The following is an 18,164-nucleotide window of genomic DNA, read 5'->3' as shown; positions in this document are numbered from 1 at the left end:
CATTTTTCCAAAGGCAGAGATATAACGCGATACTAAATATTTTCCCAGCTCTCACCGATAAAAACCAGCAGATCGTTCATCCGCGTTTATAACAGCCCGCCGGGGACAACCTCAATTTATGAATTGGAGGGGAGCCGATACGCGGAACGTCGTGCTCAAAGCGCGCAGGGAGAACTTCCCGGTCGCCTCATGTGTACTGCCGCGTACCCATCGCCGCCACCTCCTCGCGGTGTACGGCTTCGCACGGACCGTCGACGACATCGGGGACGAGGCGCAGACCGAGGATCCGCTCCGGCTGCTCGACACCGTCGACGACGACCTCGCCCGCCTGTACGCCGGTCGGGCTCCCCGGCTGCCGGTCATCCGCGCGCTCGCGGGTACCGTCGAGACCTGCTCCGTCCCGGCCGAGCCCTTTCACCGGCTGATCGAGGCCAACCGGCGCGACCAGACGGTCAGCCGGTACGACACCTTCGACGACCTGCTCTCCTACTGCGAGCTGTCCGCGAACCCCGTCGGGCACATCGTGCTGCACGTGTTCGACATGGTCACCCCCTCCCGCCTGGCCCTGTCCGACCGCGTGTGCACGGCGCTGCAGATCATCGAGCACTGCCAGGACGTCGGGGAGGACCACACCCGAGGCCGCGTCTACCTGCCAGGAGAGGATCTGCGCCGGTTCGGCTGCGGCGAGGACGATCTCGCCGCGGCCACCACCTCGGCGCGGCTGCGCGATGTCGTCGCGCTCCAGACGCGGCGGGCCGATCGGCTGCTCGACGAGGGAGACCGGCTCGCCCGATCGGCGACGGGGTTCGCCCGCCTGGCCATCGCGGGCTACATCGCGGGCGGCCGGGCCACCAGCGCGGCACTGGCCCAGGCCGGTTACGACGTTCTCGGCCGCGCCGTACGCCCGCGCGGCGCGCGGTTCCTGACGGCCTGGCTGCGGATCCTCACGAGCAGGGGGCACCACCGTGGACACAGCTGACGCCTACCGGCACTGCGAAAAGATCGTCCGTGGTCAGGCGCGGAACTTCTCCTACGGTCTCCGGCTGCTGCCGCCCCCCAAGCGCCGCGCGCTCAGCGCCGTCTACGCGTTCGCCCGCCGGGTCGACGACATCGCCGACGGGGACGCCCCCGACGGGCAGCGCCTGACCGATCTGGCCGCCGCGCGCGCCGCACTCGGCACGGCACGGCCCGACCCCGAGGACCCGGTGCTGGTCGCGCTGCACGACACCGCCATCCGCTACCCACTGCCGCTGTCGGCGTTCGAGGAGCTGATCGACGGTTGCGCCGCGGACGTACGCGGGGAGACCTACGAGCACTTCGACGAGCTGCTCTCCTACTGCCGATGCGTCGCCGGGTCGATCGGGCGGCTCTCCCTCGGAGTCTTCGGCACCGCGGGCGCTGCGGGCACAAGGGACGCCGGAGACGGCAGGAGCGACGGCAGGGACGTGGCGAGGGTGGCACATCTGGCGGACGCGCTGGGAGTGGCCCTGCAGATCACGAACATCCTGCGGGACGTGCGCGAGGACCGGCTGGCCGGGCGGACCTACCTCCCCGCCGAGGACCTCAGGCGATTCGGATGCACCCTGAACATCGACTCCTCCGGCAGGTTCACCGACCCTCCCGACCGGCTCGCCGCGCTGATGCGGTTCGAGGCCGACCGGGCGCGCGACTGGTTCGACGACGGCATGCGCCTGCTGACCGCACTCGACGTACGCAGCGCGGCGTGCACCGCGGCGATGGCCGGCATCTACCGGTGCCTGCTCGGCCGCATCGCCGCGGATCCCGCCGAGGCACTGGCCTCACGGCTGTCACTGCCTCCGTGGCAGAAGGCGATGGTGGCGGCGCGCGCCCTGGCGGGGGCCGCCCGATGAACGGCGCTCCGGTCGCGATCGTCGGCGGCGGGCTGGCGGGCATCGCCGCCGCCGTCGCGCTCGGGGAGGCCGGTCACCGCGTGACCCTGTACGAGGCCCGGCCGAGGCTGGGCGGCGCCACCCACTCCTTCGTCAGGAACGGGCTGAGCGTCGACAACGGCCAGCACGTGTTCCTCCGCTGCTGCACGGCCTACCGCGGCCTGCTCGACCGGCTCGGCGTCGCCGGACGCGTACACCTGCAGGACCGGTTCGACGTACGGGTGCTCACTCCCGCGGGGCGGTACGGGCGGCTGAGACGCGGGATGCTGCCGGGACCGTTCCACCTGCTGCCGGCGCTGGCCGGATACCAACTGCTCAAGCCCGCCGACCGGCTGCGCGCGATGCGGGTCTCACTCGCCCTTCGCCGGCTCGACCCGGCCGACCCCGCGCTGGACCTGACCGACCTCGGGAGCTGGCTGACCGCCCACGGGCAGCGCGAGCGCGCGCGACACGCCCTCTGGGAGCTGTTCGCGATGGCGGCCCTGAACGTCGGGGTCGAGGGCGCGGCCCTGGGGCCCGCGGCGATGGTCTTCAAGACCGCGCTGCTCGGCCGGGCGGGAGCCGCCGACATCGGCGTTCCCGCCGTGCCCCTCGGCGAGCTGCACGGCGACGCGGCACGGGCCGCCATCGAACGGCGCGGCGGTGCCGTACGCCTGTCGGCGAAGGTCACCGCCATCGAGCGAGGCTCCGTGATCGTGGACGGCAGCCGGGTCGAGGCGCCCGCCGTCATCGTCGCCACGGCGCACGAGCAGGCCGCGGCCCTGGTCCCCGAACAGGCCGCTCCCGGCAGGGAGCGCTGGCGCGGCCTGGACGCGAGCCCGATCGTCAACGTGCACGTCGTCTACGACCGGCGGGTCACCCGGGTGCCGTTCGCGGCGGTCGTGGACTCGCCCGTGCAGTGGGTGTTCGACAAGACCGGCGCCGCGGGGCTGCGCGAAGGCCAGTACCTCGCGGTCTCGGTCTCCGCGGCGGACCAGTGGATCGACGCACCCACCGCGCGGGTGCGAGCCACGTTCGTACCCGCGCTTGAGCAGATCTTCCCGGGAGCGCGGCAGGCACGGATCACCGATTTCTTCGTCACGAGGGAACGTCGCGCCACCTTCCGCCAGTGCCCCGGCAGTGGCGCGCTCCGCCCCGAGGCCGCCACCCGGTGGCCTGGACTGTTTCTCGCCGGCGCGTGGACCGACACGGGCTGGCCCGACACGATGGAGGCTGCCGTGCGTAGCGGACTCAGCGCGACCTGCCTGGTCAGGCGTCATCTGAAGAGGGAACGTCCCCGGTGACGGCGGTCGTCCCGCCCTCGGTCGTGGCCGCCCGCGGGCTCGTGGAACCCGTACTCCGGGACGCCGTGGCCAGGCTCGACCCACTGACCTCGCGCGTCGCCGCCTACCACCTCGGCTGGGCCGACCCGGCGGGCCTGCCCGCCGCCTCCGGCGGCAAGGCGCTACGCCCGGCGCTGGCCATCCTGTCTGCGAGAGCGGCGCGGGGAAGCCAGGAGCAGGGGCTGCCGGTCGCCGCCGCGGTGGAACTCGTGCACGCGTTCTCACTGCTGCACGACGACATCATGGACGGCGACCGGATGCGACGGCACCGACCGGCCGCGTGGACCGTCTTCGGCTGCTCCGCGGCCATCCTCGCAGGCGACGCCCTGCTCTCGCTCGCGGGGGAGTTGCTGCTTGAGGAGGGCGGCCTTCCCGGCCTGCGGGCCGCCCGGCAGCTGGCCGTCGCCACCCGGGAGCTGATCGCCGGTCAGGCGCTCGACCTGGAGTTCGAACAGCTCACCGAGGTGAGCCTGGCGGAGTGCCGGCGGATGTCCACGCAGAAGACCGGCTCCCTGCTGGCCTGTGCCTGCTCGATCGGTGCGACCGTGGTGAACGGCCCCGCTCCGCTGGTCGCCGCCCTGACGGCCTTCGGAACCGAGGCCGGCCTGGCCTTCCAGCTCGTCGACGACCTGCTGGGCATCTGGGGCAGCCCCGAGACGACCGGCAAACCAGTCCTTTCCGACCTGCGTGCCCGCAAGAAGTCGCTGCCGATCGTCGCCGCGCTCACCAGCGACACGCCGGCCGGTGAGCGGCTCGCCCACCTGCTGGCCGATCCCCTGCCGCTGTCCGAATCCGACCTGCACGACGCCGCCCGGCTCGTCGAGGAGGCCGGCGGCCGGGCGTGGGCCGAGACCGAGGCCAAGCACCGGCTCGACGCCGCCGAACACCATCTCGCCGGCGCGGACATGCCCCCGGACGTCCGCGCCGAATTCCTGGACATCGTCCGCTTCCTCACATCCAGGGGCCACTGACATGACCACCGTCGCCGCTTCCACTTCCGTCGAACTCACCCTCGACGCGGCATGCGACCACCTGCTCGGCCTCCAGACGCCCGGGGGATGGTGGAAGGGTGAGCTGCAGACGAACGTGACCATGGACGCCGAAGACCTGCTGCTCAGGGAGTTCCTCGGCATCCGCACCGAGCGGGACACCGCCCAGGCGGCCCGTTGGATCCGCTCCGAGCAGCGCGACGACGGTACCTGGGCCAACTTCCACGACGGCCCCGGCGACCTGTCCACCACGATCGAGGCGTACGCCGCGCTACGGCTCGCCGGTGACCGGACCGACGCCCCGCACATGCGAGCCGCGGCCCGGTCCGTGCGGGAATCCGGTGGGATCGAGGCCGGCCGGGTGTTCACCCGGATCTGGCTGGCGCTGTTCGGGCAGTGGCGATGGGAGGACCTCCCGGTGCTGCCCCCCGAGATGATGTTCCTGCCGCGCTGGTTCCCGCTCAACGTCTACGACTGGGCCTGCTGGGCCAGGCAGACGATCGTCCCGCTCACCATCGTGAGCGCGCACCGCCCGGTCCGGCCGCTCCCGTTCGACCTGGCCGAACTGCGTACCGGACGCCCCGCACCGCCGCACCCCCACGGGCCGTTCACCGCGCTCGACCGCGTCCTGCACCGCTACCAGCGACGTCCCGTCCCCGGCCTGCGGCGGGCCGCGCTGAGGCGGGCCGCCGAGTGGATCGTGGCCAGGCAGGAGGCGGACGGGTCCTGGGGCGGGATCCAGCCGCCGTGGGTGTACTCGCTGATCGCGCTGAGCCTGCACGGCTACCCTCTCGACCATCCGGTGATGAGGAAGGGCATCGAGGGATTCGACAGATTCACCATCCGGGACGGGAAGGGGCGCAGGCTGGAGGCCTGCCAGTCCCCCGTGTGGGACACGGTGCTCGCGATCAACGGCCTTCTCGACGCGGGCCTGCCCGCCGACCATCCCGCCCTCGTCGCCTCCTCCGGCTGGGTGCTCACCGAGGAGATCCGGAGCCGGGGCGACTGGTCCGTACGGCGCCCTTCGCTGGCGCCCGGCGGCTGGGCCTTCGAGTTCGACAACGACGGCTACCCGGACATCGACGACACGGCGGAGGCGATCCTCGCCCTGCGCCGGGTGCGTCATCCGGACGCCAGGCCGGCCGTCGACCGCGGGGTGCGCTGGATCATCGGCATGGCGTCCCGCGACGGCGGCTTCGGGGCCTTCGATGCCGACAACACCCGCGAGATGTGTAAGAAGCTGCCGTTCTGCGACTTCGGCGCGGTCATCGACCCGCCGTCCGCCGATGTCACCGCCCACGTCGTCGAGGCGCTGGCGCGGGAGCGGCCGGACTCCCCCGTCGTGCGACGTGCCGTCGTCTGGCTGCTGAAGGCGCAGGAGGCGGACGGATCGTGGTTCGGCCGCTGGGGGGCCAACCACGTCTACGGCACCGGCGCCGTACTCCCCGCGCTCATCGTGGCCGGCGTACGGCCCGGCAAGCCGTGCATAAGGCGTGCTGTCGCCTGGCTGGAGAGGCACCAGAACGACGACGGTGGCTGGGGGGAGGATCTGCGCTCCTACACCGATCCCCGCTGGATCGGGCGTGGCCACTCCACTCCCTCGCAGACGGCGTGGGCCCTGATGGCGCTGCTCGCCGCCGGGGAGCGGTCACCGGCGGTGGAGCGCGGCGTGGAGTGGCTGGTCGGCCACCAGCGCCCGGACGGCGGCTGGGACGAGCCGTACTTCACCGGGACCGGCTTCCCCGGCGCCTTCTACATCAACTACCACCTCTATCGCCTCGTCTTCCCGATCAGCGCGCTGGGCCGTTACGTGCGCTCCCGAGAGGTGTCCTCGCACCCCGGGCCCGCGCTGAGGGACGAGGCGGTCACCATGGACGCCGGGTGACCGGCCTGCTGATCTGCACCGCCCTGGCCGTCGAGGCGCGGGCCGTACGGAGCGGCCTGCCGACCGAGGAGGTGAGGGTGATCCGGACCGGGATGGGCCCGCGCCGCGCCGCGAGCGCGGCGGCGCGGCTCCCGCCGGCGGGCGCGCTGGCGGTGACCGGTTTCTGCGGGGCGCTCGACGAGGGCCTGCGCCCGGGAGACGTGCTGGTGGCGAGCGAGATCCGCTTCGAGGGCCGGATGGTGCCCTGTCCCTCGGCGTGGCCGCTGGCCGAGGAGCTGGCTCGGGCCGGCCTGTCCGCGCGTACCGGACCGCTGGTCACCTCCGATCACATCGTGACGGGGGCCGAACGCCGCAGGCTCGCCGCCGGGGGGGCGGCGGCCGTCGACATGGAGACCGGGCCGCTGGCGGGCGCGGTGCCCGGCCTGCCGTTCGCCGCGCTGCGCGTCGTCGCCGACATCGCCGGTGCCGCGCTGGTGCGCCCGGCCACGATACGCGGCGGCGCCGTGGCGTACCGCGTGCTGTGCCGGCTCGGCCCGGTCCTGGCCCGCTGGGCCGTCGCGATCTCCCCCTCTCTCCCCGAGGAGCCCGTCCCGTTCCATTACCCAAGGAGATGCAACCCAGATGCCGACACCGATCCGCCAGAGTCTTCGCATCGGCGGCTACATCCTCCGCCAGAAGCTGCGCGGGCGGGCGAAGTTCCCCCTGCTGGTGGAACTTGAGCCCTTGTTCGCCTGCAACCTGCACTGTGCGGGCTGCGGAAAGATCCAGCACCCCGCCGACGTGCTGAAACAGCGCATGCCGGTCGAGCAGGCCCTGGCCGCCATCGAGGAGTGCGGCGCGCCCATGGTCTCGATCGCGGGCGGGGAACCGCTCATGCACCCGCAGATAGGGGAGCTGGTCCGGGAGCTGGTCGCCAGGAGGAAGTACGTGTTCCTGTGCACCAACGCGCTGCTGATCCCCAAGAAGATCGACCAGTTCAAGCCCTCTCGGTACTTCGCGTGGACGATCCACCTGGACGGCATGCGTGAGCGCCACGACGAGTCGGTGTGCAAGGAGGGCGTGTTCGACGAGGCCGTCGCCGCGGTCCGGGAGTGCCGGCGCCGTGGTTTCCGGGTCACCACGAACACGACGTTCTTCAACACCGACAGCCCGCAGACGGTCGTCGACGTGCTCGACTATCTCAACGACGATCTTCGCGTCGACGAGATGATGATCTCTCCCGGGTACGCGTACGAGAAGGCGCCCGACCAGGAGCACTTCCTCGGCGTGCGGGAGACCCGGGAGCTGTTCCGCAAGGCGTTCTCCGGCGGGAACCGGCGGCGGTGGAGGTTCAACCACACCCCGCTCTTCCTCGACTTCCTCGAAGGGAAGATCGACTTCCCGTGCACGGCGTGGGCCATCCCCTCGTACTCGCTCTTCGGCTGGCAGCGCCCCTGCTACCTCATGTCCGACGGCTACGCGGCCACCTATCGGGAACTGGTCGCCGAGACCGACTGGGACGCCTACGGCCGGGGGCGCGATGACCGGTGCGCCAACTGCATGGCCCACTGTGGATACGAGCCGACCGCCGTCTTCGCCACGCTCACCTCCCTCAAGGAGTCGATCCGGGCTCTGGGCGGCGGCTGAGCTCCGGCTGCCCGCCGAATATCCCGGCGAGGGTGCGGAAGGGGCCGGGTGCCGCGCCCTTCAGCCTGGCCGGCAGCCGCAGCCAGCCCGGCACGTACGACTCGGGCCTGCCGCGCTCGACGGCGGACACGATCGCCTGGGCGACCCGTTCCGCGGGGATCGGCACGGGCCATCGCCGCGTGTAGGGGGCGCCGCGCCGCTCGAAGAACGGGGTCTCCACCACGCCGGGCAGCACGACGGACACGCCGATCCCGTGCGACTCGTACCGCAGGCTCTCGGCGAAGCCGAGGAGGCCCGCCTTGGTGGCGGCGTACACCGCCTCGTCCCGCACCCCGATCGCTCCGGCGATCGAGGCCACGAAGACGAGGTGCCCCCGACCGCGCTCGATCATGGCGGGCAGCAGCGACCGGGTCAGCAGGATGGGAGCGGTCAGGTTCCCCGCGACCAGGCGCTCGACGGTACCGTCCGGCATCGCCGGGAACGGCCCCGCCCACCCGCACCCGGCGTTGCCGACCAGCACGTCGACCGGCCCCGCGCGCCCGGCGAGACCCGCGAGGTCCGTCGTGAGGTCGCCGGCGAGTGCCCGGCCGCCGGTCTCCGAGGCGACGGCCGCGAGCCTGTCCCGATCGCGCCCCGACAGGACGAGGCGGGCCCCCGCGGCGGCCATCGCCCGCGCGGTCGCGGCCCCTATGCCGGACGACGCACCGGTGATCAGCACCCGAGCGCCCGCGAGTCTCATCTCGATCCCTCCGGTGTGCGGATGTCAGGAGCCCATGGTGCTCCTGTCCGTCCCACATCCCGGGGAGGGAACGGCCGTTGAGACCGTTCTTTACCGCACGGATTCCGTCAGCTGAGAAGGGTGTCTCCGATCCAGCCGCCCGGGGAGCAGCCTGGCGGGATGGCGAAGACCGCCGAGCCGATCGGGGTCGTCCACTCGTTGAGCAGGTCGGCCTCGTCCAGCCTGCGCTGGACGGGGATGAACTGCCGGGCGATGTCGGCCTGGTAGGAGGCGAACAGCAGCCCGGAGTCGGCGTGCCCGTCCGGGGTGAGCCCCTCGTCGTAGTTGTAGACCCGGCGCAGGATCCGCATTCCCGGGTCGGCGACGTGGGCCCGGCGGATGTGAGCCTGCTCGGAGATGACCGGGAAGCCGATCGCGTTGAGCTTGGTGAAGTCGGCCGCGTCGTGCTCGTCGCGCCCGGTGAGCGGGGCGCCGTTGTCCAGGCGGCGGCCCACGGTGAACTCCTTGGCGACCCGGTCGACGGCGTCCCAGGTCTCCATCTCCGCCCGGATGCGCCGCAGCACCAGCGTGGTGCCGCCGTGCAGCCAGGACGGTCCCTCCCGCACCCACACGGCCCGGTCGAACTCGGGGGTGCCGGGTGAGAGGTTGACGGTCCCGTCGAGCTGGCCCATGACGTTGCGCTGGGTCAGATCGGCGGCGTGGGTGCCGGCGGCACGCCGGAAGCCCCGCTGGGTCCAGCGCACCTTGGCGAAGGAGCGGACGTCCTTGACGACCATGCGCAGGGCGTGGGCGAGGGCGAGGGCGTCGTCGGCGCAGATCTGCAGCAGCAGGTCCCCGCCGCTCCACTCCTTCCGGAGCCTGTCGATGGTGAAGGCGGGCAGCGGCGCCACGGCCTCGGGCCTGCGGTCGGCCAGTCCTGCCGCCGCGAAGAGGCCGGGGCCGAATCCGAAGGTCACGGTCAGCCTGGCGGGCAGCAGGGCCAGCTCGGGCTCGGTGTCGGCCAGGGCGGGCCTGCCCTGGGTCAGCCGCCTGGCGTCGTCGGTGAGCAGCCGCATCATCCGCCCCAGCGCCTCGCGGTCGGTGCCCGGCAGCAGGTCCAGGCCGACGAACACCCCGTACGCCTGTGGCGGGGTCGCGATTCCCGCCTGGTGGGCCCCGTCGAAGGGTTCCACCGCGGAACCGCCGAAGACGGGGACGGCCGAGGCGGGCCGGGGAGCGGCCGGGGGGACGGCCTGGTCAGGAGCGCACGCGGCGAGGGCACCGGCCGCGGTGACGGCGCCCCCCGCGAGCAGTCCCCTACGGCTGATTCGGGGGTCTGACATGAGTTCTACTCCGCTTCCCGCTCAGCCGTGGCTCTCGCCCGTGCCCATGCCCTCATGGCCCTCCGGGTCCGTGCCGGGCTGGTAGTTCTCCTGGCCTCCGGCGAAGTCCTTGCCGACCGCGGTGAACTCCAGGGTCTTGCCGTCCTTGAGCTTGAGGGTGAAGGGAATCTCAGCTCCGGGTTTCACCGCTTCGGTGACGCCCATCAGCATGATGTGGTCACCGCCGGGCTGGAGCCGGTGGGTGCCCCTCGGCGGGATCACGATCCCGCCCTCCTTTGGCCGCATGATCATCTTTCCCGCGGCGTCGACGACCTCGTGCAGCTCGACCTTCGGCGACAGCGGCGAGGCGACGGAGACGACCGTCACCTCGGCGTCGGTGTTGTTGACCAGGGTGCCGAAGGCCGCGCTCATCCCCTTCTTCGCGGTCTTCACCCACGGGTCGGTGATCGTCAACGTGGGAGCGGCGGAGCTGGCGGGGGCCGCGGCGGGGGCCGCTGCCGGGGCGACGGTGCTCTGGGAGCCGCACCCGGCCAGGGCCACCGCGGCCGCGACCAGGATTCCGGCAGGGGTGATACGACGAACGGACATGGTGATGCCTCTCTTCTGGCAGGCAGCCGACAGGCCGCGGCCGGACGCCGCTCGATGGCCATGCCGGGCAGGCAGCCTGGAACTGTCACGCTGGTTCGGTCCGCCGGGCGGCGGGAAGGCCGCATCGGCGCAGGCCCGCGCGTGCGGGCTCGGGAACGGGTGATGCCCCCGGGTGACCCGCGCGGTCAGCCGGAGGTGACGGTCCGGGGAGGGCCACGCCGGCTGAGAACGTGGCGCAGCACGGCGGAGCGGAGAGGGCCCGGCTCGATCGCGGGCGGGGTGAGGAAGGCCACGTACGCCGGGGTCACGGGCACGATGAGCACGCGGCCGAACCGCGCACCGAGCCGTCGCAGCAGCGCCCACAGCGCCGCCTCGCCGCGCGCCAGCCAGAGCGCGGTCAGCCCGACGGCCCACCCGTGCGTCACCAGCATGCCCAGTCCGGGCAGCAGCCCCGCGTGGACATGCCCGATGAACTCGACGGGGGACGCCTCGTGCGCGAGGGAGAACAGCACGTGCGCCCCGGCCTGCACGCCCGCCAGCAGCGGCAGGATCACCGCCAGCGTGCGCTCGCGCCCCGAGGCGGCGAGGGCCGCGCCGAAGGCGAGGGCCAGGGCGGCGGCCGCGCTCGGCGCGGAGACCGAGCCTCCCGCGAGGACATGCGCCATCACGCTCAGGCCCAGGCAGACCGCGGCGAAAGCGGCGGCGCGGGCGATACGGAAAGGCCAGGTCGCGGGCATGGTCCGGCAATCATCCCATGTCGCCGTGGCGGGTCCCGGACCCCCCTTGGCGAAGCGGGCTCTCAGCACCTCGGGCCGGTCGCCACACTGCCGTACTCACCGGTAACCAAGTAGCCGCACTCATGCCTCGAAAGGTGGATCGTCCCGATGATGGAGGGCATGACACGACCGGTGAAGAGCACCACGACCCCCGCCTTCTACCTGCAGGCCGTCATCTCGTTCGGACTGTCGGTGACCGCAATGGTGATCGGTATCGCCTACCTGCCCGTGACCACCTGGGTCCGGTCCTTCATCGGCATCGGACTGCTCTACGTGGTGACGTCGACGTTCACTCTCGCCAAGTGCGTCCGGGACCGCAACGAGGAGGCCGCGGTCGTCAGCCGCGTCGACCAGGCCAGGCTGGACAAGCTGCTGGCGGAGCACGACCCCTTCAGGAACGACTGACGCCCCCGCGCCACCGGGCGGGGCTAGGCCCTGTCCTGTGGATCTTTTGCCCACTACGGTCAGGCGGCGCCTCGCCGCGTTGTCGTCGGTCACCGCAGCACGCCGCGGCTCCCTCCTCCGCCGTGCGAGGCACCACCTGACCGATCCTCGCCACGGCAAGATCCACAGGACAGGGCCTAGGAGGCTGGTGTTTTTCGCGCGAAGTAATCTTGGTCCCTCCACCAAGCCGTCAAAAACGGTGAGGATCGGGAGCACACACTCCACTTGGAGGCCGAATCCGCCTCCGGAATGGACGCTCTGTGGGTGTGACGCTCCACCATGATCGCTAAGCGGCCGTTTAACACCAGCCTCCTAGGGCGCCGGAGACTCGCGGATCTCGGCCAGCGAGATCCGCATGGCGTCGGCGGCGCGGGTGAACCCGTCGGAGATGGCGGCCAGTTCGTCCGGGTCGTAGCTCTCGAAGAGCTCGATGAGCCGCCGGTGGGTGGGTTCGTACGCCACCGCGATGCGGGCGGCCGGGTCCCCCTCGGGGACGATCCGGATGCGACGGCGGTCGTGGGGGTCGGGGACGCGCCGGGCGTAGCCCGCGCTCTCCAGGCGGTTGACCACCCCGGTGACGGCCCCGGTGGTGAGACCCGCCAGTTCGGCGAGGCGCCCCGCGGTGAGCGCCTCCCCTTTCGCGCCGAGGATGAAGCCGAGACACGTCAGGTCCGTGACGTTGATGCCAAGGCGCTCGGCGAGCGTGTGCTGCCCGACCATGCTCAACGCGATCAGCTGGTCCATCCGGCTCAGGACATCCAGCGGCGAGGCCCCGGGGCTGGACTTGCCCTCCATCGCGCATTCTCCTTACTCTCTAAGAGATTTAGCTCGTGAGATAAATGATACGAGCCCCTCTTCTGGACGGGCATGGGGGTCGTGGCCCCCGGCCTCCTGCCCATCTCGTCGTCCCCCTGATGAGACGAAAAATCGTAAGCATCCAGTGATTTCGCCCTCCGCTGGGGCAGCCGGCCACACATACCTGGTAAGACGGAGGGAACGCCCGCCCTGTGAACCGCGGGCTTAAGGAGTCTTTCCATGCCACCCGAAGGTGTGAACGCGCTCTCCGTCTCGGCCGGCGCGTACGAGGGCGCCATCGTGGTCCGGGCGATCGGCGAACTCGACTACGTCTACGCACCGGTCTTCCGGAGGGAGTTCGACCGGTTCTGGAGCACCGGCACCGACGACTCTCCCCTGTCGCTCCTCCTGGAGAACCCACCCTCCCCGTCGCCACTGGTTCCGGGTACGCGGGCCGAGGCCACCCCCTTGCTCATCCTCGATCTGGCGGGGCTCACCTTCTGCGACTCCACCGGGCTCGCGGAACTGCTGAGGATCCTGCGCCAGAGCCAGGAGACGCGGACCCGCCTGGTGGTGACCGGGGCGAACCGGACACTGCGCCACATGCTCGCCACCACCGGGCTGCTGAGCCACTTCACGATGGCCGCCTCCGTGGAGGAGGCACTGCCACTCGGGGAGGCCGGGACGGCGGAAGGCTGAAGGACACCTGCTGGCGCGCGACGGTGCCGGTCCGGCGGGCCCCGCCCGGCCGCCGTGAACGGCCGGCCGCGCCCCGCGGGTGACGTGCCCGCAGAAGTCCTGAGATATATGTCGTCAAAACACACTCATTAGCCTGACAAGTGAGTCAATATCTTCCTACGGGAAAATCCACTCTTCGTCGAAAGTGGGGTCCCGATGCGGAAGATGTCACCGCGGGCGACCGCGGAAGCACTGCCCGAGACCCTGGACGGGCTGCCAGTGGCACCCAGGGAATTCCTTGCCCTCGTGTCCGTGGACTTCACCGGGACGTACCAGGTCTACCTGGCCGCCAAGGACGAGCGCATCAAGATGACCAGGCTCTCCATGAGCCTGCTCTCCGCCCCGTTCGCCGCCGCGATCGCGCTGACCGGCGCGAAAGTGATCAGCCCGAACATGCTGACCTCATGGCAGGGCGTGCCCTGGTACCTGTTCGCGACGGTCGCCGCGTTCGGGCTGCTCAGCGTACTGCCCTTCCTGCGGCTGATCGAGGCGGTGAACGCGCACATGAGAACCGCGCGGGCGCTCAACAATTTCCGTCTGCTCTACGTCGTCCACCTCAAGGACCAGTTCTCGGCCCTCGGCTGGACTCCCAACCTGCCGGTGGACCCCCGCTATCCGGAGACGTACGCGCCGTTGGCCTGGCCGGGGATCAACGTGATGATGCTGGCCCTGGTCAACAGTTCCTACATCGCGGTCGGCGTGCTCGGGATGATCGGAGCCGTGCCCACCACAGCCCTGCTCCTGGTGGTCATCGGGCTGCTCGCAATGATCCACTACTTCGTCTACTACGTCCGCGCCAACGTTTCCCGGCAACGCCGGCTCCCACACAATCCCTTCCATTTCCCCAACGTGGAGACCTGAATGCCCGACCTCCTCAGATTCGCGTCTTGTGGGGAGACGTGGATCTGGCTGATGCGACACGTGACGAACAACGGCCGGCCCGCCCTGGACGACCGCGGCCCGATCATCGAGGCACCGGCGGTGCTGTTCGAGATCACCACTCTGGCCTGGGACGATCCGGTCCTGAAGTGCTACGGCGATGTGGGGAAGATCCCGCTGTACGCCAGCAAGTTCAGCGAGCGGTCGATCGTGCCACCCTTCAAATACAGTTACGGAGGGCGGCTCCGCCAGTTGCTCGGTGTCGACCAGCTCGGCTGGATCGTCGACGTGCTCCGCTCCAAGCCGTACACCAAGAGCGGTTGGATCTCGCTGACCGTTCCCGGCGAGCAGCCCGACGCGGTGCCCTGCCTGACCAGCCTCGCCTTCAGGCTCCGTGCCGGGCGGCTGGCCATGACCGCCGCCTTCCGGTCCCAGAACGCGTTCACCAGCTACCTGAACTACGTGCCGCTGCGCGGTGTGCAGAGCGAGGTGGCGGACGGCCTCGCGGTGGGCTGCGGATCGATGAGGATCTTCGTCGACGTGCCGCACATCTACGCCGCGGACTCAGCGACGGTCGGCAGGATCCTCCGGCTGTCGGAACGCGACGGGCTCGGCTCGGGAGACCCCGCGCCGAGCCCTGACCTCGACCCCGCACCCTCCGCCGACCTGGCGGTGCCGGTACGGTGACCGGTCACCTGAAGCGGCGCAGCCGGAGGCTGTTGCTGACCACGAAGACCGAGGAGAGCGCCATCGCGCCTCCGGCGATCATCGGGGTGAGCAGCCCGAACGCGGCCAGCGGGAGGGCGGCCACGTTGTAGGCGAAGGCCCAGAACAGGTTGCCCTTGATGGTGCGCAGCGTGCGGCGGGACAGCCGGATCGCGTCCGCGGCCACCCGCAGGTCGCCGCGGACCAGGGTGAGGTCGGAGGCCTCGATCGCGACGTCGGTGCCGGTGCCCATCGCCATGCCGAGGTCGGCCTGGGCGAGCGCGGCGGCGTCGTTGACCCCGTCGCCGATCATGGCCACGGTACGGCCCTCGGCCTGGAGACGCTTGACGACCTCCACCTTGTCCGCGGGCAGCACGTCGGCGATGACGTCGTCGACGGCGTTGATGCCGACGGCCTCGGCGACCGTACGGGCCACCGTCTCGTTGTCGCCGGTCAGCAGGATCGGGCGCAGGCCGAGCGCGCGCAGCGTGGCGATCGCCTCGGCCGAGGTGGGCTTGATCGCGTCGGCGACGGTGAGCACCGCGCGGGCCTTGCCGTCCCAGCCGACCGCGATGGCGGTCTCCCCGCGCGCCCACGCCCGGTCCAGCTCCTCCGAAAGGTCGGCCGGCAGGTGCTGCGACCATTCGGCGAGCAGTTGGGGGCGCCCGACGAGGACGGCGTGCCCGTCGACGACACCCTGGACGCCCAGGCCCTCGATGTTCGCGAAGTCCTCGACCTTGGCGGTGGAGTCCGCGGCGCGGGCGACGGCGCGGGCGATGGGGTGCTCGGAGGCCGCCTCCAGCGCCCCGGCCAGCCGGAGCACCTCGTCGCGATCCTGCCCCTCCGCGGTGAAGACGTCCTTGAGGGTCATCGTGCCCGACGTCACGGTGCCGGTCTTGTCCAGCACGACGGTGTCGATGCCGTGGGTCGACTCCAGCGCCTCGGGCCCCTTGATCAGGATGCCCAGCTGGGCGCCGCGGCCGGTGCCGACCATCAACGCGGTCGGCGTGGCGAGACCCAGGGCGCAGGGGCAGGCGATGATGAGCACCGCCACGGCGGCGGTGAAGGCCGCGGCGGCACCGGAACCGGTGCCGAGCCAGAAGCCCAGGGTGACCACGGAAAGGGCGATCACGATCGGCACGAACACCGCGGAGATCCGGTCGGCCAGCCGCTGTACGGCGGCCTTGCCGTTCTGCGCGTCCTCCACCAGCCTGGCCATCTGGGCGAGCTGGGTGTCCGACCCGACCCGGGTGGCCCTGACCACGAGCCGTCCCCCGGCGTTCACGGTGGCGCCGACCACGGTGTCACCCGGCCGTACCTCAACGGGAACCGACTCACCGGTCAGCATGGAGGTGTCCACGGCCGAGGAACCCTCCTCGACCACGCCATCGGTCGCGATCTTCTCCCCCGGCCGTACCAGGAAGCGGTCTCCCACCTTGAGACTGTCGACGGGAACGAGCTCCCCGGAGGCCAGCGTGACCTCCTTGGCGCCCATCGACAGCAGCGCGCGGAGCGCGGCACCGGCGCGGCGCTTGGAACGGACCTCGAAGTAGCGGCCCGCGAGGATGAAGGTGATCACTCCGGCGGCGGCCTCGAAGTAGATGTTCCCTGAGCCGTCGCCCCTGGAGAGGGTGAACTCGAAGCCGTGCCGCATGCCCGGCATCCCGGCCGTACCGAAGAACAGAGCCCAGAGGGACCAGGCGAACGCGGCGATCGTCCCCATCGAGATCAGCGTGTCCATGGTCGCGGTGCCGTGCCGCAGGTTGGTCCAGGCCGCCCGGTGGAAGGGCCAGCCGCCGTAGACCACGACGGGTCCCGCCAGCGCCAGGGAGAGCCACTGCCAGTTGTCGAACTGCAGCGCCGGGATCATCGCCATCGCGACGACCGGCACCGACAGCACGATGGAGATGATCAGGCGCTGCCTGAGCGGCGTGAGCACGTCCGGCTCGACCGGCTCCTCCGTCCCCTCGGGGGACGGCGCGGCGGGCAGCTCGGCGGTGTATCCGGCCTTCGCGACCTCCGCGACCAGGTCCTCGGGGGTGACGTCACCGGGGTAGGCGACCTTCGCCTTCTCGGTGGCGTAGTTGACGGTCGCGGTCACCCCGTCGAGCTTGTTGAGCTTGCGCTCGATGCGTGCCGCGCAGGAGGCACAGGTCATGCCACCGATGGCGAGCTCGATCTCGCCGCCGGCGGGCGGCCTGCCGGTGGTCATGGACGTCATGTCCTCTCCTCGTGTCTCGTCTGTCGTCGTACTCGGCCGTGCGCCGCGTCGGGGCGCCGCGTCGCGGGCTGGGCGCCGGCCCGTTCGGGCGGTCGCCCCCACCACGGATGGGGGCGGAAATGCTCTGCCCTCTCCCTTTGGGAACACATAACCCCCTTGGGGTATTTCACGGCTACCGTTCGTGCTCGTGGGAGCCGTGATCGTCCTCGGTCGGCGCCGTAGCCCCACCGGCCTCGGGATCCGGGCCGCTGGTGGCGGTGAAGGCGGCGGTGCGCACGGTGCCGGCGTGCTTGAAGTCCAGGTAGAGCCCGTAGGTCCCCGCGCTCGGCACCTCGGCGTAGAAGGTGATGTTCGGGCCGGGCGCGGTGCGCCCGTCACCGGGCGCGCCATCGGGGTGCACGTGCAGGTAGGCCAGGTCACCGTCACGGAGCGCGACCAGGTGACCGTACGCGGCCAGGTAGGGCTCCAGGTCGGTGACCGGTTTCCCGTCCTTGGAGATCGAGAGCGTGAGCATGCTGGTGCGGCCGGGCACCAGGTCTCCGGCCAGGGTGACGGTGTAGTCGCCCACCTTCGTGGTCTCCGCCGGGACGGCCGGCGGCTCGGGCCGGTAGTCACCCGCCACCGACAGATCCATGCCGAGCGTCATGGCCTCCGCCCCCTCCGGGGCGAAGTCGGCGAACGCCCGGTACTCCCCGGCGTCGGGAAGCTCCAGCGGGACCGACCAGACCCCGCCCTTCTGGGTGGGGTGCAGGTGCTGGAAGCCGGTCAGGTCGCGGCGGACCACGATGAGGTGCAGCTTCTTGTCGTGCTGGGTGGTGAACCCGGTGACCGGATGGCCGCCGGGACCGATCACCGAGAAGCGGAAGTCGGTCTGCTTGCCCGCCTTGACCTCGCCGGTCTCCGGCAGGAGCGTGTATCCCCCCTGGGAGACCTGGAGCCCACCGGGAACGGCCGGTGCCCGCACCGCCCCCGGCCCCTCGTCGTGCCCCGCGCCCGCCCCGGCGGCGTGGCCGGCGCCCGGCTCGGCGCCGTGGCCCGCATCGCGAGTGGCCTCGGCCACCGCGCCGCCAACGGGCCCGACCAGCCGGCCGGCCCCCAGCGCGCCGCCGAACACCACCGCCAGCCCGACCGCGTACGCACCCACCTTGATCGCGCCGTTCATCACTCCTCCTCAATACCCATAGGGGGTATCTATCGACTCCGCCACAGTGCCACACCACCCTCC

General features: G+C 71.3%; 18 protein-coding genes. 11 read left to right on the top strand and 7 right to left on the bottom strand.

What is annotated here, in order from left to right; genetic code table 11:
* Positions 1–118: 118 nt before the first annotated feature.
* The 7 genes from hpnC to hpnH are packed head-to-tail and all read left to right on the top strand — an operon-like array spanning position 119 to position 7,732.
* Positions 119–979 carry a squalene synthase HpnC gene (gene hpnC / locus ACQP0P_RS06010; RefSeq protein WP_433372003.1) on the top strand — a complete coding sequence of 287 codons (861 nt, stop codon included), beginning with the start codon at positions 119–121 and terminating at the stop codon, positions 977–979.
* Complete coding sequence (hpnD, locus tag ACQP0P_RS06005) at positions 966–1,871, top strand: presqualene diphosphate synthase HpnD (RefSeq protein WP_433372001.1); 906 nt, start codon at positions 966–968, stop codon at positions 1,869–1,871. The genes hpnC and hpnD overlap by 14 nt, the downstream gene beginning before the upstream one ends.
* Entirely contained in the window at positions 1,868–3,193 is a 1,326-nt protein-coding gene (gene hpnE, locus ACQP0P_RS06000; RefSeq protein WP_433371999.1) for a hydroxysqualene dehydroxylase HpnE, read from the top strand. Before hpnD ends, hpnE begins: the two co-directional genes overlap by 4 nt.
* Entirely contained in the window at positions 3,190–4,203 is a 1,014-nt protein-coding gene (locus tag ACQP0P_RS05995; protein WP_433371996.1) for a polyprenyl synthetase family protein, read from the top strand. Before hpnE ends, ACQP0P_RS05995 begins: the two co-directional genes overlap by 4 nt.
* A gap of 1 nt (position 4,204) precedes the next feature.
* The gene (gene shc, locus ACQP0P_RS05990) at positions 4,205–6,106 is read left to right on the top strand and encodes a squalene--hopene cyclase (RefSeq protein ID WP_433371993.1); all 1,902 of its coding nucleotides are present in this window, start codon (positions 4,205–4,207) and stop codon (positions 6,104–6,106) included.
* Positions 6,103–6,825, top strand: coding sequence for a hypothetical protein (locus ACQP0P_RS05985; RefSeq protein ID WP_433371990.1), 723 nt, complete (start codon positions 6,103–6,105; stop codon positions 6,823–6,825). Before shc ends, ACQP0P_RS05985 begins: the two co-directional genes overlap by 4 nt.
* Positions 6,728–7,732: an adenosyl-hopene transferase HpnH gene (gene hpnH, locus ACQP0P_RS05980; protein ID WP_433371987.1), complete on the top strand. Its 1,005-nt coding sequence runs from the start codon at positions 6,728–6,730 to the stop codon at positions 7,730–7,732. Before ACQP0P_RS05985 ends, hpnH begins: the two co-directional genes overlap by 98 nt.
* Here hpnH and ACQP0P_RS05975 read toward each other — a convergent pair.
* The 4 genes from ACQP0P_RS05975 to ACQP0P_RS05960 all read right to left on the bottom strand — a co-directional run bounded on the left by ACQP0P_RS05975 (position 7,698) and on the right by ACQP0P_RS05960 (position 11,118).
* The gene (locus ACQP0P_RS05975; RefSeq protein ID WP_433371984.1) at positions 7,698–8,471 is read right to left on the bottom strand and encodes an SDR family NAD(P)-dependent oxidoreductase; all 774 of its coding nucleotides are present in this window, start codon (positions 8,469–8,471) and stop codon (positions 7,698–7,700) included. The two genes, hpnH and ACQP0P_RS05975, sit on opposite strands and share 35 nt — an antisense overlap.
* Positions 8,472–8,578: 107 nt before the next feature.
* Positions 8,579–9,793 (bottom strand): Dyp-type peroxidase, encoded by a 1,215-nt coding sequence (locus ACQP0P_RS05970; RefSeq protein WP_433371981.1) that lies wholly within the window; start codon positions 9,791–9,793, stop codon positions 8,579–8,581.
* 21 nt (positions 9,794–9,814) lie between these two features.
* Positions 9,815–10,381, bottom strand: a complete 567-nt coding sequence (locus ACQP0P_RS05965) for a copper chaperone PCu(A)C (RefSeq protein WP_433371978.1) — start codon at positions 10,379–10,381, stop codon at positions 9,815–9,817.
* Between the two features lie 185 nt (positions 10,382–10,566).
* Positions 10,567–11,118 carry an MFS transporter gene (locus ACQP0P_RS05960; protein WP_433371975.1) on the bottom strand — a complete coding sequence of 184 codons (552 nt, stop codon included), beginning with the start codon at positions 11,116–11,118 and terminating at the stop codon, positions 10,567–10,569.
* Between the two features lie 159 nt (positions 11,119–11,277).
* On the opposite strand from ACQP0P_RS05960, the gene ACQP0P_RS05955 reads away from it, so the two are divergent.
* Positions 11,278–11,562 (top strand): YiaA/YiaB family inner membrane protein, encoded by a 285-nt coding sequence (locus ACQP0P_RS05955; protein ID WP_433371972.1) that lies wholly within the window; start codon positions 11,278–11,280, stop codon positions 11,560–11,562.
* Between the two features lie 351 nt (positions 11,563–11,913).
* On the opposite strand, the gene ACQP0P_RS05950 is transcribed toward ACQP0P_RS05955, so the two are convergent.
* On the bottom strand, positions 11,914–12,396 hold the full coding sequence (locus ACQP0P_RS05950; RefSeq protein WP_433371969.1) for a MarR family winged helix-turn-helix transcriptional regulator: 483 nt from the start codon (positions 12,394–12,396) through the stop codon (positions 11,914–11,916).
* Positions 12,397–12,636: 240 nt separating this feature from the next.
* Here ACQP0P_RS05950 and ACQP0P_RS05945 point away from each other — a divergent pair, with 240 nt between their 5' ends.
* The 3 genes from ACQP0P_RS05945 (at position 12,637) to ACQP0P_RS05935 (ending at position 14,700) form a co-directional block, all read left to right on the top strand.
* Positions 12,637–13,095 (top strand): STAS domain-containing protein, encoded by a 459-nt coding sequence (locus ACQP0P_RS05945; RefSeq protein WP_433371966.1) that lies wholly within the window; start codon positions 12,637–12,639, stop codon positions 13,093–13,095.
* Positions 13,096–13,299: 204 nt separating this feature from the next.
* Positions 13,300–13,995, top strand: coding sequence for a hypothetical protein (locus ACQP0P_RS05940; protein ID WP_433371963.1), 696 nt, complete (start codon positions 13,300–13,302; stop codon positions 13,993–13,995).
* A gap of 51 nt (positions 13,996–14,046) precedes the next feature.
* A complete protein-coding gene (locus tag ACQP0P_RS05935; RefSeq protein ID WP_433371961.1) occupies positions 14,047–14,700 on the top strand; it encodes a hypothetical protein in 654 nt (217 codons plus the stop codon).
* A 4-nt stretch (positions 14,701–14,704) separates the two neighbouring features.
* Here ACQP0P_RS05935 and ACQP0P_RS05930 read toward each other — a convergent pair whose 3' ends face one another.
* Together ACQP0P_RS05930 and ACQP0P_RS05925 are read right to left on the bottom strand one after the other, a co-directional pair.
* Entirely contained in the window at positions 14,705–16,939 is a 2,235-nt protein-coding gene (locus tag ACQP0P_RS05930) for a heavy metal translocating P-type ATPase (RefSeq protein ID WP_433371958.1), read from the bottom strand.
* Between the two features lie 172 nt (positions 16,940–17,111).
* On the bottom strand, positions 17,112–18,101 hold the full coding sequence (locus tag ACQP0P_RS05925) for a hypothetical protein (protein WP_433371956.1): 990 nt from the start codon (positions 18,099–18,101) through the stop codon (positions 17,112–17,114).
* Positions 18,102–18,164 lie beyond the last annotated feature (63 nt).

Source organism: Streptosporangium sp. CA-115845 (assembly GCF_050943795.1).
In the GTDB taxonomy this organism is placed as follows: domain Bacteria; phylum Actinomycetota; class Actinomycetes; order Streptosporangiales; family Streptosporangiaceae; genus Streptosporangium.
This window is presented reverse-complemented; position numbering and strand designations above follow the sequence as displayed.